The organism is Polaribacter aquimarinus, assembly GCF_003129485.1.
Taxonomy (GTDB): Bacteria; Bacteroidota; Bacteroidia; order Flavobacteriales; family Flavobacteriaceae; genus Polaribacter; species Polaribacter aquimarinus.
On sequence record NZ_QFFG01000002.1, the window covers coordinates 402,571 to 418,444 of the forward strand.

Below are 15,874 nucleotides of genomic sequence, written 5' to 3' on the forward strand. Positions count from 1 at the left end.
GCTATGAGTGATATCGATTGGAATGCTTTAGCAGAAAAAGCTGCTAACCAAACAGACGCAGAATTTAAAAATCAGTTAGCGGGTTTAACAAGTTTAAAAACATCAGAAATAGATACATTTATTTCTGAAAGTAATATCAGTAATGCTAATGCCCTAGCTGTTTTAAAAGAGATTAATAATGCTACTTTATCGAACAATCAAAAAGCAAATTCGATTGCTAATATTCAAAACGGAGTTGGTTTTTTAGTAAAATTGGTTTCTAAAGTAGTATAATAAGAAATTCTTATTACCTTTTTTATTGGTTTAAAAAATCAACCTTTATCTTTGCATCATAAAATGATTTGTATGATGAATGTTGATAAAATTAGAGAAGACTTTCCAATACTAAATAGAACTGTTCACGGAAAACCTTTGGTGTATTTTGATAATGCTGCCACTTCTCAAACACCTCAAGTTGTTATAGATACTATTGTAGATTATTACAGTAATTATAATGCGAATATTCACAGAGGTGTACATACTTTAAGTCAAGAAGCTACAGATAAATATGAAGAAGCACGTATTAAAATTCAAAAACATTTTAATGCAAAAAAGCCTTATGAAATCATTTTAACTTCTGGTACAACACATAGTATTAATATGGTAGCATCAGGATTTGCTTCTCTTTTAGAAAAAGGTGACGAAATTATAGTTTCTGCTTTAGAACATCATTCTAACATTGTGCCTTGGCAAATGTTATGTGAAAAAACGGGTGCAATATTACAAGTAATTCCAATGAATGATGAAGGCGAATTGCAAATGAATGTCTTTCATCAATTAGTTTCTACAAAAACTAAATTAGTATTTTGTAATCACGTTTCTAATGCCTTAGGAACCATAAATCCAATTGAAGAAATTATTTCTACTGCGCATAAGTTTGGTGCAGCAGTTTTAATTGATGGGGCTCAAGCAACTCCTCATATAAAACCAGATGTACAAGCTTTAGATGTCGATTTTTATGTAGCTTCTGCTCATAAATTATGTGGTCCAACAGGAGTAGGAATGTTGTATGGTAAAGAAGAATGGTTACAAAAACTACCTCCTTATCAAGGTGGAGGAGAAATGATAGAAACTGTTTCTTTTCAAAAAACAACCTATGCTGGTTTGCCTCATAAATTTGAAGCAGGAACGCCAAATATTTGTGGTGGAATTGCTTTTGGAGCTGCCATTGATTATATGAACTCAATAGGATTTGAAGCTATTGCTGAATATGAAAACGAATTGTTAGTATATGCTACAGCTGAATTACTAAAAATTGATGGATTAAAAATCTTTGGAACCTCAAAAAATAAAACTGCTGTAATTTCTTTTAATGTAGGTGAAATTCATCCATATGATATTGGTTCTATTTTAGATAAATTAGGTATTGCTGTAAGAACGGGACATCACTGTGCACAACCTATTATGGATTTCTATAAAATACCAGGAACCATAAGAGCTTCCTTCTCTTTTTACAATACAAAAGAAGAAATTGACACATTAGTTAAAGGAGTTAAAAAAGCTACGATGATGCTTTCTTAATAACCATGAGACTTTATATAAAAAAGGTTGAGCATAAATAATGCTCAACCTTTTTTATTTTTAAAATTTAATGATTTCTATCTCAACATTGGAGAAAAGTTTGTAGGATAATCTCCTGCTTTTGCTAAACCATTAGTAGCTTTCGTAAAATTAGAACCAAATTTAGCATCCATAGCAGCTAAAATTTTATTGGCCATTAAAGCATAACCTCTTGCTGTTAAATGAACACCATCTAAACTGATTAATCCGCCAGTAACTAATTTTGTAGTCATATTATAACCATCAAAAGAAATACCCATTGATGCTTCCTGCAATACCCCTTTAAAGTCTACTAGGGCAATATTAGGGTTTGATGCAACAACTTCGTCTATAGCTTGATTATAAGCATCTGTAGCAGTTTTTATAGCTAATTGCTCTTCTGGTGTTAATACCCATCTATCTGCTAAAGGAACAGCAACTCCGTTGATACTTAACGGATTATTTGGGTCAGCTAAAGTTCCTATAAAAGAAGAACTTGTCAGTACTAATAAATCATCTGAAGTCGCTTGTCTGTATTGCTTTAATCCTGCAAATGCTGGATTAATTGCTTCTAAATCTGTTAAATTTTCATCAACAATTACAACTGCGTTTTGTCCTGCAGAGAAGTTAATAGTTCTTTTAGCTATTTCTGCATCAGCTTGAGCCTGAGTCATAACTTGTAATTGAACTAGTGTACCAAAGGCTTGTTGTATTCCTCCATTATAAGGCGCATAAGCACCATTAACAAGACCTGCAGTAGCTGCATCTAAAGGTACTGGATTATAAGGAACCGTTGTAAAATGTGCTAATGTAGTAATATAAGGTACATTGGCCACAACACCTTTTGCACCTCCAGAAGTTAATGTAGTCACTAAATTGGAAAAGACATTTTTAAAAACCAAAGGATTTGTAATGTCATTACCTCCGTAGGTACTTGGGTCTAAATTTCCTGTTGGGTTGGCTGCAGAAGGAGATTGATCTACTCCTGAACCACCTGAAGTCGCATAACCTAGCACATCATTTCCTCCAATTTCAGACAATGTAAAAAATGTAGGTTGTTGTGCCATTGCATCTCCTAAAATAGTTGCAGTAGGACTCGTTGCCATTCTAGCATAATAAGGATTTGCTAAACCTAACGCCACTCCTTGGACATTACCATAACCTGCTGCGAGTAAGTGGAAGCTCTTTGCTCCAGGAACGCCTAAGTTATTTAAACCTCCTCCAACAGGTGTGGTTACCTCTGTTGTTGGTGTTGCTGAAAGTACTTGAGGAGTAGCTCCATTAAAAAATAATCTTGGGCCTTGAATAACATTACCACCTAATAATAAACCACCTATATTATCATTCATTAAAGGTTGTTTAAAATCCCCACCATTTGCTAATTTAAATTTACCCGCTAAAATATTAGGAAAAGAGTTTTCTTGAGCTGCTTTAAATAGCCCTCCATCTGTAAAACCTGCTGTAAATGATGCACCCAAAGAAATGTACTTTGAGAAATTTAATCCGTTTGCCTCTAGTTGCACCACTGGTACAACTTCTTCTACAATTGCATCTAAGTCTCCACTATCATCACAAGAGACAAAACCAAGTGATAAAAGAAACAATACTAAATATTTATAATTCTTCATAAAAGATTTTATTTTTTAATTATTAATTGTCCATGATAAATAATACTGAGAACCTATTGCTCCTACACCTGGTGCACTTAGATATTCATTACCTGTTAAGTTAGATCCTCCCAATTTAAATACAGATTTTAAACTTGGTACTGTATAGTTAATTTGAGCATCAATAATAGTTCTTGCTGTTATTGTAGCTTCATGGAAAGTTGCCTCCCATCTGTATTCATCTTGCCATCTTGCATTGATATTAAATCCAAAGTTTTCGAATACATTCGGGTTACCAAACTGAACTTTTACTTTGTGTTCTGGTGTATTAAAGCCTGCTTGAAAGTCTGGGTCACTAGCTTGATCAAAATCGAATTTTGAAAAAGTATAATTTACACCTAAATTATAACCATCTAAAATTCTTGTATTTAATCCAATTGATGCTCCATAAGAACTTACATCTGCTGCAGAATTTGTATAGGTTTGAAATGCTGTATAATCTTCGCTAGAAATTGCTCCAAGTAGTATCTGTGAGTTTACATCAGTTGGAAGAGTATTTGGGTTTCCACTAAAATTATTTACTGTTCCATAAAAAGGAACTACAACATTTTTATTTGCAATAAAATCTTCGTAAATATTGTAATAAACACTTAAATCAACAGTAATTCTAGAATCTCCTGCAGGAACCAAACCTCTATAACCAACTTCATAAGCAGTTACTCTTTCTGGTTTAACCAATTGTACATTAGCAGATTTTAATAATCCTGCATTAGCAAAAGCAGCTTGTTGAGAAGTCATACCTTGAGCAACTCCTGTCGCTACTGCTCCACCAAATGCTCTTAATGAAGCCTCAGAAAAAGCATTTTCGTATGCCATTCTTCCTGAAATAGAAACAGTTGGTGAACCCGTAAATTGCTGTCCACTACCACTAACCGTTAAAGGTTGTGTTTTATATCTATCTAAGTTATCTGGAGCAGAACCAACTAAAAACCCTCTACCCGCATTTAAACCAATATATTGATCTTGAGTTGTTGGATTTCTAAAACCTGTTTGAAAAGAAGCTCTAAAGTTTTGGTTTTTATTATCTCCTGCTGCGTATGCAAATGATACTCTTGGTGAGAAATTACCATCAAAGTTTTGCGCTTTGTCATAACGAATAGAAGCTGTTAACTTTAAACGATCATCTTCTAAAAATTTCTTTTGCATTTGTGTGTAAACTCCAAATTCATCATAATCAATTGGACCATCGTTGTCAGTAAAAATACTTCCATTAGAATTTAATGAATATAATCTATACGATCCACCAACTTGAAACTCAGCCCAATCAATGTGATCTTTTAGGTTGTAATTAGCATCTACGTGATATAATTTTGTATTGTCCTGAAACTTAGAACCTGTAACTAAGTCTGGATCTGCTGTTACTTTATCAAAAGCGGCTTTAAAACCTGGAGTACCAGGAATTAACCTACCAGTTTCAGCTGTTTGTCTTGCTATAGCATGTGCTTGATCAGAAGTTGCTCCTCCTAAAGTAGATTGAACATAAGCTCCTACATATTCACCAAACCAAGTATTATCATCTTTCCATTGTCTGTTAATGTTAATTGCTGCAAAACGAGAATCGTAAGAATTCCCTGCATCTTCGCTGGTTAAATATCCTCTTACAAAGAAATTCTTTCCTCGGAACTCTAATTTATGTTGTTCCATAAAGAAATCTTGTATATTGTATCTGTTAGTTCCTTGATAGATTGTGTTACCAACTCCATACTTGGTGTTCCAAATAACTTCCAATCGATCATCACCAAATGGTCTATAATTTAAAGAACCTCCAAACTTTACACTTTTAGCCTCATAAGACATTAAATCTCTTTCATCATAACCTGTTCTACTTACACTTTCACTTGGCACTAAAGATGATGCTCCAGAAGGTAATATCCCTAAAGATTCTAAAGTTTCTGCTACACCTCTTAAGTTTGTTGAAACCTCATCTCCATAAACATTTAAACCATCGTAGTTTCTGTCAGAGTTTCTATCTCCAGCAATAAATTGTCTACTTCTTGTGTTTCTGTAGTCAGTTGCATGCCACTCTGTACCATCTAAGTATGATAAAGTAACCTTTGCAGCAAATTTATCTGAAAAAGCGTAAGCCATACGAACGTTAAAATCATAATATTCGTTGTTTCCTGCTGCATCTTGACTTGTGATTCCCCCTTTTAAAGAAGTGCTTATACCTTGATCTTCAAATGGACTTTTACTAGTCATAAACATAATTCCGTTAAAAGCGTTTGCACCATATAGTGCAGATGACGCCCCTGGTAATAATTCTACAGTTTTAACATCAAGTTCAGACATTCCTAATAAATTACCTAAAGCAAAATTTAATGCTGGTGATGAATTGTCCATTCCATCAACTAATTGCATAAAACGCGTGTTAGCAAAAGTTGCAAAACCACGGGTATTTACCGATTTAAATGTTAAACTGTTGGTATTTACATCTACCCCTTTTAAATTTTCTAAGCCATCATAAAAAGTTGGAGCTGAGGTATTTTTAATAGCTCTGGTGTCCATTCTTTCTACGGTTACTGGAGATTCCATAATACGTTCTGGAGTTCTAGATGCAGAAACTACAATTTCATCTAAAGAGGTTTCATTTTCTTTAAGTCTAACTGAAAGTTTTTGATTGTTTTTAGTAATCTCAACTTTTTCCATTTTATACCCAAGAACAGATATTTCTAATGTAAAAGGTGGGTTGTTTGAAACTTTTAGAACAAAATTACCATTAAAATCTGTGTTTGTTCCAACCGCTTTTCTGGAGACTTTAATGTTTGCTCCGGGAATTGTTTCTCCTGTTTTTGCGTCGGTAACAGTACCCGTAACAGTAGTTTGAGCGACCATTGTTAGGCTACTAAAAGCTATAAACGCTAGAAGTAAAATCTTTTTTATCATAATTTGAATTATTTGTTAACTAATATGCAAAATACAAATTTTTTTGAATTTCCTATTATTAGGATGTTAATTTTATGATTTTAACAAAAAATCACCTCATTTTTATGTTTTTACAATAAAAAACAACCACATAGATTTTTAAAAATTACTACCAAGTTATTGTACATTTGTAATATTAAAATTTCCTTTTTTGAATACAATTCAAGATATTTCCAAATTCTCTTCTCAAGAAAAAACCTTTGTGACTATTGGTACTTTTGATGGTGTCCATTTTGGACATCAAAAAATTATTGAAAAATTGGTTTCTGATGCTAAAAATGCAAATAAAAAGTCAGTATTATTAACCTTTTTCCCTCATCCAAGAATGGTCTTGCAAAAAGATAGCAATATTGAGTTAATTAATACTATTGAAGAAAAAAAATCTCTACTTCAAAAAACGGGTTTAGACTATTTAATAATACACCCTTTTAGTAAAGAATTTTCAAGAATGACTGCTCTCGAATTTGTAAGAGATCTTTTAGTAAATCAATTAAATATTTCTAAATTAATTATTGGTTACGACCATCATTTTGGTAAAAATAGAGAAGGAAATATTGTTCAGTTAACTGAATATAGTCACTTGTATGATTTTGTAGTAGAAGAAATTCCTGCTCAAGATATTGATGATGTTTCTGTAAGTTCTACCAAAATAAGACGCGCTTTGCTCTCCGGAAATTTAAAAACGGCTAATAATTATTTAGGGTATCATTTTATGCTAAACGGAAACGTTGTTAACGGAAAACAATTGGGGGGTAAAATTGGGTATCCTACTGCAAATATTGATGTAAAAGAAGATTATAAACTCATTCCTAAAACAGGTGTTTATGTTGTGAAATCCAATATAGATGGTCTTGAAACTTTTGGAATGATGAATATTGGAAATAGACCTACAGTAGATGGAAATCATCAAACCATAGAGGTGCATTTTTTTGATTTTAACCAAGATTTATATGGCAAAAACTTAACTATTGAACTCCTCTATTTTTTGCGTGATGAACAAAAATTTGACTCAATTAGCGCATTAATTCATCAGATAAAAAAAGACGAGAAAACAGCAAGAGATTATATAAAAAACAATCTCTAAATCTGCGTTGTTTAAGTCTTAAGCTTACTGTATCTTTGCTGCTTTAAAAGCATAGAAAATGTTACAAGTACAATTTATTAGAGACAACAAGCAAATTGTTTTAGAGGGTTTAGCAAAACGTAATTTTGCGGATGCTGAAACAATTATTGAGCAGGTTTTAACTGCTGATGAAAACAGAAGAAAAACTCAAGTTGAGTTAGACAATGTGTTGGCAGAATCTAATAAAATGTCTAAAGAAATTGGCGGCCTTTTTAAATCTGGAGAAATCCAAAAAGCAAACATTTTAAAAGAAAAAACAGGTCAGTTAAAAACAACATCTAAAGAATTAGCAGAAAGCTTAAATACTTTTGCTGATGACTTGCAGAACTTGTTATATCAAATTCCTAATATACCTCACACTTCTGTAAAAGTTGGAGCTTCTGAAGAAGATAATGAGATTATTTTTAGTGAAGGAACCATCCCTAATTTAGGTGAAAATGCTTTACCTCATTGGGAATTAGCCAAGAAATATGACATCATCGATTTTGAATTAGGAAATAAAGTTACGGGCGCAGGTTTTCCTGTGTATAAAGGAAAAGGTGCAAGATTACAAAGAGCTTTAATCAATTATTTTATTGATAAAAATGTTGAAGCTGGCTACAAAGAATATCAAGTTCCGCATTTGGTAAATACTGCCTCTGCAACTGCAACAGGTCAATTACCAGATAAAGACGGACAAATGTACCACGCTACTGAAGACGATTTATTTTTGATTCCGACTGCAGAAGTGCCCATTACTAATATGTTTCGTGGAAATTTAATGCAAGAATCTGAATTTCCAATAACAGCAACAGGTTACACACCTTGTTTTAGACGTGAAGCAGGAAGCTATGGTGCGCATGTTCGTGGGTTAAACAGGTTACATCAATTTGATAAAGTAGAAATTGTTAGAATTGAACATCCAGAAAATTCTTACAGTGCCTTAAACGGAATGGTAGAACACATAAAAGATATTTTGCGTGAATTAAAACTACCGTATAGAATTTTACGTTTGTGTGGAGGTGATACAGGTTTTACGGCTGCTTTAACTTTCGATTTTGAAGTGTTTTCTACAGCGCAAGACAGATGGCTAGAAATTAGTTCTGCTTCAAACTTTGAAACGTTTCAAGCAAACAGGTTAAAACTTCGTTTTAAAAATAAGGAAGGTAAAAGTGAATTAGCACACACATTAAATGGAAGCTCTTTGGCTTTACCACGTGTTTTGGCTGGAATTTTAGAGAATTATCAAACAGAAAATGGAATTCAAGTTCCGGAAGTCTTGATTCCCTATACTGGTTTTAGTGTAATTGATTAATTTGCTACAATAGCAACCATTAATCTTTTATATCTATTCATCTCTATAAGAGCATTTAAATAAGCGCTTATTTGTCCATTTTTCATAAACTCAATTGAGTTGTTTTTTGCGATTTCGTATTGTTTGGTTAGATCTTTCATAATCTTAATTTTGATTGGTTATTTATAGTATAGACAACTTTCGTGCCAAAATGTTACAAAAGAACGTTTCAAAAACTCTTGGTTTAATAAAATTTTAACATATATGTTGATTATCTTTGAATGATATGAAAAAAATTATTTTCCTTTTTTTCCTTACTATCAGTAGTATTAGCTATTCACAAAGCGATTATTTGTTAGGTGAAAGTTATTATAGAGAAGGTGAATATGAAAAAGCTACACAAATTTTTAAAAAACTCTATAACAAGAGTCCTTTTAACACCACTTATTTAAGTAGATTGATTTCCTGCTATCAAGAAACTGAAAAGTTTTTAGAAGCAGAAAATTTATTAAAATCAAAAATAAAAAGAAACGCTCACCAAGGTTATTTGTATGTCTATTTAGGGTATAATTATGAGCGACAACAGCAAAAAGAATTGGCAAAAACAAACTATGATATTGCTTTAAATTCTATTGATAAAAATGCTTCTTATGGCGGAATTATAGGTCGTGTTTTTAAAGATTATAATTTGTTGGATAATGCAATTTTAGCTTATAAAAAAACGATGGCTAAAAACGAAAATGCCAATTATAGTTTTCAAATTGCTCAGATTTATGGAGAAAAAGGCGACTTTAAAAAAATGTTTGAATCGTACATAGATTTGGTTGATAAAAACATTAATTACTACAATTTAGTGCAGCGTTATACAAGCAGATACATTACTGATGATGCAGAAAATGAAGCCAATGTTTTATTCAGAAAAACATTGTTAAGAAAATCTGCAAGCAATCCAAAAGATGTTTGGAACGTCTTATTAAGCTGGTTATTCACCCAACAAAAAGATTATTTAAAAGCATTTATTCAAGAAAAAGCATTGTATCAAAGAAATCCAGAAGAGTTAGCGGCTATTTTTAGTTTGGGTAAAATCGCTTTTGAGAATGCAGCTTATGATGCAGCACAACAGGTTTTTGATTTCATCACAAATAATTCCTTTTTAAACGAAGAAAAAATTGATGCGAACTTATACCTTTCTAAAATTGCTGTTGCTACCAACAATCCAGAAACAGAGGCGCTCTTTCAAACACTTTTTAAAGAATTTGGGAAAAATACACTCACTATAAAATTACAAGTTGAATATGCTGATTTTTTAACTTTTCAGAAAAATCAACCTGAAAAAGCAAAGCAAGTTTTAGAAGAGGCTTTACGTTTTTCTCGTTCAAAATTCGACAAGGCAAGAATCAAACTTAAATTAGGTGATATTTTAGTGTTTACAGGTAAATACAATAAGGCATTAATTTATTTTTCGCAAATTCAAACCCAATTAAAAGGAGATGAATTAGCGCAAAAAGCACGTTTTAAAGTGGCGCAAACTTCTTATTTTAAAGGAGATTTTACTTGGGCAAAAGCGCAGTTAAAAGTTTTAAAAGGTTCAACAACTCAACTCATTGCTAATGATGCTGTAGAATTATTTTTAATCATCACAGACAATGAACCTGTAGATTCTATTCCTTCAGGTTTAATTCAATATTCAAAAGCAGAATTATTAGCTTTTCAAAATAAAACACAAGAGGCAATTGACACTTTAAATATTATTCATCAAAAATTTAAAGGGCAACCTATTGAAGATGAAGCACTTTTTAAACAAGCAAAACTTTACATTAAACAGAAAGAATTTACAAAAGCAATTGCAAATTTTCAGAAGGTAATCGCATTAAATTCAGAAGGAATTTTAATTGATGACGCACATTACGAATTGGCTGAATTGTACAACAATCATTTAAATAATCCGGAAAAAGCCTCAGAATACTATCAAAAGATTATTTTTGATTATCCTTCTAGCATTTATTTGGTGGAAGCTAGAAAAAAATACCGAAAAATTAGAGGAGATACTATTTAGTTGTTGGTTTCTAGTCTGAAAACTTTTATAAATTACCAACAACAAATAACAACCAACCAAAAAGCCAAAAATAATGTATATATACAACGTAACTATAAATATTGATGAAAGCCTACATAATGAATGGCTAACGTGGATGGAAACACATATTCTTGATGTGCTAAATTCAGGTAAATTTATTTCAGCAAAATTAACTGAAGTTTTAGTTGATGAAGAAATGGGAGGTAGAACCTATTCTGTTCAATATACCACAAATACTAGAGAAGATTTAGATGCATATTACAAAGAAGATGCAGATGAATTACGTTTAGAAGGGATCAAAAAATTTGGAGATAAAATGTTAGCGTTTAGAACCGAATTAAAATTGATTAAAGAATTTTACCCTACTAATACTAGGAATTAATTATGTCTGTAAAAGCAAAAAAATATTTAGGTCAACATTTTTTAACGGATGAAACCATCGCAAAAAAAATTGCAGATACTTTAACAGAAAATGGATATGAAGATGTCTTAGAAATTGGTCCAGGAATGGGGGTTTTAACCAAATACCTATTAGAGAAAAAACCAAAAGTTACCGTTTTAGAATTAGATAGCGAATCTGTTGTATACCTAAAAGAAACCTTTCCTATAGAACACATTCAATTAGATACAACAAAAGAAAAATTCGAAATTATTGAAGGCGATTTTTTAAAGCAAAAAATTCAAGAACTCTTTCAAAAAAAACAAGTAGCAATTATTGGTAATTTTCCTTATAATATTTCTTCTCAAATTGTATTCAAAGCTATTGAAAACAGAGAATATGTGCCAGAGTTTTCTGGAATGTTTCAAAAAGAAGTTGCTCTAAGAATTGCCGAAAAAGAAGGAAGTAAAGTTTACGGAATTTTATCTGTGTTAACGCAAGCTTTTTTTGATGTTGAGTATTTATTTACTGTTCCTCCAAGCGTTTTTAATCCGCCTCCAAAAGTAGATTCTGGAGTTATTAGATGCATCAGAAAAGAAAATTACACACTTCCTGTAGACGAAAATTTGTTTTTTAGAGTTGTAAAAACGGCATTCAATCAAAGAAGAAAAATGTTGCGTTCTAGTTTAAAATCCTTTAAACTTTCGGATTCTTTAAAAGAAGACCCTATATTTGCGAAAAGACCTGAACAATTATCTGTTGAGGCTTTTATTTTACTCACGCAAAAAATCTCAGATAATGGCATTTGAAATCACTGACGACTTTTTCGAAAACCTAACAAGCCTCATTCAAAATAGCGATGACAAAGCAATCTCTAAATTGTTTGCGGAAGTACATTATGCAGATATTGCCGAAGTTTTAGATGAAGTTAACTTTGATGAAGCCATCTATATCATTAAACTTTTAGATAGTGAAAAAACGTCTGAAATTTTAATGGAATTAGACGAAGATATTCGTGAGAAAATTCTTGAAAATCTATCTGCCAAAGAGATTGCTGAAGAAGTAGAGGAAATGGATTCTGATGATGCCGCAGACATTATTGGAGAGCTTTCTGAAGACAGACAAGAACGCGTAATTAATGCTTTAGACGATGATGAATTAGCTGCAGATATTAAAGAACTATTGTCTTATGATGATGAAACTGCCGGTTCTTTAATGGCAAAAGAATTGGTAAAGGTCTATGAAACTTGGACGGTTGCTGGTTGTATGAGAAGAATTCGTGGTCAAGCAAAAGATGTTACCAGAGTACATTCTATCTATGTAGTAGATAAAGAAGAAAAATTGGTTGGAAGACTATCTTTAAAAGATTTAATTATTGCAAAATCTGATCAAAAAATTGCTGAAATTTCTAAGTCTAAAGTAGATGCGGTTCATGTTAATATGGACGATGAAGAGGTTGCAAAAATCATGGCAAAGTACGATCTAGAGGCCATACCTGTTGTAGATGATAACAATGTTCTAGTGGGTAGAATTACGATTGATGATATTGTTGATGTTTTAAAGGAAGAAGCAGAAAGAGATTATCAAATGGCAGCAGGTTTAACACAAGATGTAGATTCTGATGACAGTATTTTACAACTTACCAAAGCACGTTTACCTTGGTTATTTCTAGGTTTAGTGGGCGGAATTGGAGCTTTTTTAATTATGGAAGGATTTCAAGGAGTGTTTTCAAAATATGCTGCACTTTTCTTTTTTACACCTTTAATTGCAGCAATGGCAGGCAATGTAGGTGTGCAATCATCTGCAATTATAGTTCAAGGTTTGGCTAACGATGATGTCAAAGGAAGTATTAACAGTAGGCTGTTAAAAGAAATGCTTTTAGCTCTTTTAAATGGTTTTATTTTAGCTCTTTTTTTACTTTTGTTTGTATGGATTATTAAAGGAAAAATTGATCTTGCTTTAGCCGTTTCAGTATCTTTAGTTGCTGTTATCGTAGTTGCAGGCCTCATAGGTACTTTTGTGCCATTGTTTTTAAATAAAAGAGGAATTGATCCAGCAATAGCCACGGGTCCTTTTATAACCACTTCTAACGATATTTTTGGAATATTAATTTATTTCTTAATTGCAAAAATGATTTTAGGCATATAAAAAAACCTTTCAGTTAAACTGAAAGGCTTTTTCCTTTTTCTTCTTAATATTAGACATGAACCCCTAATTTCATATCTGCAATTAATCCCTTTTTTAATTGTATTTGTTTGGTTAAACATCTACACTTCAAAAGTAAATTAGAAAAAAAAGATAATATTGTAAAAAACCGAAGTTTAAAATGTGGATTTCCGCAAAAGTGTGTTTTTAATCAATAATACCTAACTCTTTGGCTTTTAAAACCAAGTCTGTATTATTATTAGCATTTAAGTCTGCTCTTAAATTACCTAATTTGGTTTCAATAGAACGTAATTTTAAAAAAGATCCATCTCCTTTATTTATAATTCCTTCTAAATTAGAAATCTTTGGGTGATTGGGTAATTCTTTTAAAATTTGAATTGCAACATCGTCCATTTGAATTTGAATGATGTTTCTTCTCATTATTTTTTGATGAATCTCGTGTGTATAATAGTAATCATCTACTAACATTTTTTGTACAGCAAAACCAATTTCTGTAGCATCGCATTTACTTTTTAGTAAATACGCATTCGGATTTAAATTACGAATTACATTATACACCCTATTGGTTTCTGTGTGCCCCGTAATCACAGCAATTTTAATGTCAAAATTATTATTTCTAATCGCTTTTATGAGTTCTTCACCGCCATCTAAAAGAGAATCTTCTGTAGTGTTATCAAAGCTTAAATCGGTAAATAAAAGTTGAAAAGGGTTGGTGTTCTGATGCGTTTTTATTAACTGAAAAGCTTTATCACAAGTATTTGCAGTTACCACATGAAAATCTCCCACTTCTTTAAGTGAACATAGAATTCCTTGAATTACCAATTGGTGATCGTCTACGATTAAAATTCTAGTTTTGTTTTCCATTGTTAGGGATTTCTATAGTTATAGTAGTTCCATTTTTGGGTTCACTTTCTATTGAAAAAAGACCATTAACTTCTTCAATTCTTTCTTTCATATTTTTTAGGCCAATTCCTGATTTTTTTGAGTTGATATCAAATCCTTTTCCGTCATCTTTAACGGATAAAATTAATGATTTTTTTGAGCAACCGAAACCTAGAATTACATTGTTAGCTTCTGCATATTTATCAATGTTTTGAAGGCTTTCTCTAATAGTTAAAAATAAAGTTCTTTTTATAGAGTTGTTAACTTCTTTCCATTGAACAGTGTTTATTTCTTTAACTCTAATTAAGAAATTGGCATCAAAATAATCTGATACTAAATTAACAATTTGGTCTTTAAAAGAAACCTCATCAAAAGAAACACTACTTAGTTGATGTGATAAATTCCTAACATTATTATTAACTCTATCTAGCTCTTTAGATTCTTCTGTTAAATTATTTTTTTTAAGTTTTTTATATAAAATTCTAATATCTCCTGCTACTTCATCATGCAACGATTTTGCAATTTGTTGTCGTTCTTTTTCTCGAGCTTCTATTTGTTGTAACTTAGCTTTAAATAATAATTTTTTCTTTCTATTGTTAACAATTACATATCCAAAAGCAATAAATAAAATACTTGTACCAGCAACTAACCATCCAATTAATTTTTGTTGTTTTTCACTTTCTAATTGGAGTTGTTTTTTATCATTTTCTGTTTTTAAAGTAGCATTCTCAATATCTTTTTTCTCTGTTTCAAAAATAATTTTTGCAAACCTGTTTTTAGCGTTTCGTTCTTTTTTTATTAATTTTTCATTTAATAAAATATATTCTTTTAAGTATTCTTTTGCTTTCTTTGGTTCTACTACTTGCGACAGTTGCCAGTAATTCTGTAACATTCTAGGCGAAGAATTTATTAGTTTTGCATATTCTAACCCTTTAAGAGAGTGTTCTTTTGCTTTCTTAAAGTTTTTTTCTTGAAGATACAAATACCCTATCATTGTATGGCTTGTACAGATTCCTAGTTTGTAATTTATCTTTTTTCTAAGCTTTAAAGCTTCTAAATAATATTTTAACCCTAAAGCTGCATCTCCTAAATTAAAATAACTGGAGCCAATACCACCTATAACACCCGCATAAGTCTTAGGATGATTGGTTTTTAAACTGTCTATTTTCAAACATTTTTTTCTATACTCAATTGACTTTTTGTAGTTTCCTTCTTTAGTGTAATTAATTGCCATATTAATAAAAAAAATGGCTGTATTTTTATCTTTTTTAGATTTGCTATTACCCTTTAAAGCCATTTCATAAGCTTTGTTAAACATCTTTCGAGACTCTTTATATCTTCTAAGGTTAAGTAACGCTATACCTAATTCATTATATAAATCAAAAATTAATCTAATATCTCCCAAAGGCTCAACAAGTCGTAAACCTTGTATTGTAGTAATTTCGCTACCTAAAAAATCTCCTTCTTTTCTTAGAATAGAAGCCATAGACAAGAGCGTTTTTCCTGCCTTAAGAGAGTCTTTTAATAGAACTGAAATATTTTTAGATTTATTATAATAAAAGAAACTACTATCTGTTTTGTATTTTTTTTTAAAGTATAAGGCTTTCTGATAATAATATTCATTTAAAAATAATGAATCTTTTGTTGTTCTATATTTTTTTAAAAGTAAAGAAATAGAATCCTTTTTGTTAAATACATTATTTACCTCTTGAGACTTACTATTTAAGCTCAAAAAAATAAATATATATACAAAACATCTTTTCTTCATAAAACTCAAACACCTTGTAAAACAAGGTGTTTAACTTTA

13 protein-coding genes are annotated in these 15,874 nt (G+C 31.2%); 8 read left to right on the forward strand and 5 right to left on the reverse strand.

What is annotated here, in order from left to right:
- Positions 1–3: 3 nt before the first annotated feature.
- Positions 4–273 (forward strand): hypothetical protein, encoded by a 270-nt coding sequence (locus tag DIS07_RS05270; RefSeq protein ID WP_109404185.1) that lies wholly within the window; start codon positions 4–6, stop codon positions 271–273.
- A 72-nt stretch (positions 274–345) separates the two neighbouring features.
- Positions 346–1,560, forward strand: coding sequence for an aminotransferase class V-fold PLP-dependent enzyme (locus DIS07_RS05275; protein ID WP_109404186.1), 1,215 nt, complete (start codon positions 346–348; stop codon positions 1,558–1,560).
- A 77-nt stretch (positions 1,561–1,637) separates the two neighbouring features.
- Here the strand turns inward: DIS07_RS05275 and DIS07_RS05280 are convergent, their stop codons facing one another.
- Entirely contained in the window at positions 1,638–3,206 is a 1,569-nt protein-coding gene (locus tag DIS07_RS05280; RefSeq protein WP_109404187.1) for an SGNH/GDSL hydrolase family protein, read from the reverse strand.
- 15 nt (positions 3,207–3,221) lie between these two features.
- Complete coding sequence (locus tag DIS07_RS05285) at positions 3,222–6,128, reverse strand: TonB-dependent receptor (protein WP_109404188.1); 2,907 nt, start codon at positions 6,126–6,128, stop codon at positions 3,222–3,224.
- A gap of 190 nt (positions 6,129–6,318) precedes the next feature.
- Between DIS07_RS05285 and DIS07_RS05290 the strand changes: the two genes are divergently transcribed.
- Positions 6,319–7,251: a bifunctional riboflavin kinase/FAD synthetase gene (locus DIS07_RS05290; RefSeq protein ID WP_109404189.1), complete on the forward strand. Its 933-nt coding sequence runs from the start codon at positions 6,319–6,321 to the stop codon at positions 7,249–7,251.
- Positions 7,252–7,309: 58 nt separating this feature from the next.
- Positions 7,310–8,584, forward strand: a complete 1,275-nt coding sequence (gene serS, locus DIS07_RS05295) for a serine--tRNA ligase (protein ID WP_109404190.1) — start codon at positions 7,310–7,312, stop codon at positions 8,582–8,584.
- Here the strand turns inward: serS and DIS07_RS15055 are convergent.
- Complete coding sequence (locus tag DIS07_RS15055) at positions 8,581–8,724, reverse strand: hypothetical protein (protein WP_181374541.1); 144 nt, start codon at positions 8,722–8,724, stop codon at positions 8,581–8,583. The genes serS and DIS07_RS15055 overlap by 4 nt on opposite strands.
- Before the next feature lie 125 nt (positions 8,725–8,849).
- On the opposite strand from DIS07_RS15055, the gene DIS07_RS05300 reads away from it, so the two are divergent.
- From DIS07_RS05300 to mgtE, 4 genes are all read left to right on the forward strand, one after another.
- Positions 8,850–10,619 carry a tetratricopeptide repeat protein gene (locus DIS07_RS05300; RefSeq protein ID WP_109404191.1) on the forward strand — a complete coding sequence of 590 codons (1,770 nt, stop codon included), beginning with the start codon at positions 8,850–8,852 and terminating at the stop codon, positions 10,617–10,619.
- A gap of 73 nt (positions 10,620–10,692) precedes the next feature.
- Positions 10,693–11,022: a DUF4286 family protein gene (locus DIS07_RS05305; protein ID WP_109404192.1), complete on the forward strand. Its 330-nt coding sequence runs from the start codon at positions 10,693–10,695 to the stop codon at positions 11,020–11,022.
- Positions 11,023–11,024: 2 nt separating this feature from the next.
- Positions 11,025–11,828, forward strand: a complete 804-nt coding sequence (rsmA, locus tag DIS07_RS05310) for a 16S rRNA (adenine(1518)-N(6)/adenine(1519)-N(6))-dimethyltransferase RsmA (RefSeq protein ID WP_109404193.1) — start codon at positions 11,025–11,027, stop codon at positions 11,826–11,828.
- The gene (gene mgtE, locus DIS07_RS05315; protein ID WP_109404194.1) at positions 11,818–13,167 is read left to right on the forward strand and encodes a magnesium transporter; all 1,350 of its coding nucleotides are present in this window, start codon (positions 11,818–11,820) and stop codon (positions 13,165–13,167) included. Before rsmA ends, mgtE begins: the two co-directional genes overlap by 11 nt.
- Positions 13,168–13,371: 204 nt before the next feature.
- Here the strand turns inward: mgtE and DIS07_RS05320 are convergent, their stop codons facing one another.
- Positions 13,372–14,049 (reverse strand): response regulator transcription factor, encoded by a 678-nt coding sequence (locus DIS07_RS05320; RefSeq protein ID WP_109404195.1) that lies wholly within the window; start codon positions 14,047–14,049, stop codon positions 13,372–13,374.
- On the reverse strand, positions 14,033–15,799 hold the full coding sequence (locus DIS07_RS05325) for a tetratricopeptide repeat-containing sensor histidine kinase (RefSeq protein ID WP_181374542.1): 1,767 nt from the start codon (positions 15,797–15,799) through the stop codon (positions 14,033–14,035). Before DIS07_RS05325 ends, DIS07_RS05320 begins: the two co-directional genes overlap by 17 nt.
- Between the last annotated feature and the right edge of the window lie 75 nt (positions 15,800–15,874).

Coding starts and splice junctions, on each gene's coding strand:
- DIS07_RS05270 (WP_109404185.1), top strand. CDS start 4: ATGAGTGATATCGATTGGAATGCTTTAGCAGAAAAAGCTGCTAACCAA.
- DIS07_RS05275 (WP_109404186.1), top strand. CDS start 346: ATGATGAATGTTGATAAAATTAGAGAAGACTTTCCAATACTAAATAGA.
- DIS07_RS05280 (WP_109404187.1), bottom strand. CDS start 3,206: ATGAAGAATTATAAATATTTAGTATTGTTTCTTTTATCACTTGGTTTT.
- DIS07_RS05285 (WP_109404188.1), bottom strand. CDS start 6,128: ATGATAAAAAAGATTTTACTTCTAGCGTTTATAGCTTTTAGTAGCCTA.
- serS (WP_109404190.1), top strand. CDS start 7,310: ATGTTACAAGTACAATTTATTAGAGACAACAAGCAAATTGTTTTAGAG.
- DIS07_RS15055 (WP_181374541.1), bottom strand. CDS start 8,724: ATGAAAGATCTAACCAAACAATACGAAATCGCAAAAAACAACTCAATT.
- DIS07_RS05300 (WP_109404191.1), top strand. CDS start 8,850: ATGAAAAAAATTATTTTCCTTTTTTTCCTTACTATCAGTAGTATTAGC.
- DIS07_RS05305 (WP_109404192.1), top strand. CDS start 10,693: ATGTATATATACAACGTAACTATAAATATTGATGAAAGCCTACATAAT.
- rsmA (WP_109404193.1), top strand. CDS start 11,025: ATGTCTGTAAAAGCAAAAAAATATTTAGGTCAACATTTTTTAACGGAT.
- mgtE (WP_109404194.1), top strand. CDS start 11,818: ATGGCATTTGAAATCACTGACGACTTTTTCGAAAACCTAACAAGCCTC.
- DIS07_RS05320 (WP_109404195.1), bottom strand. CDS start 14,049: ATGGAAAACAAAACTAGAATTTTAATCGTAGACGATCACCAATTGGTA.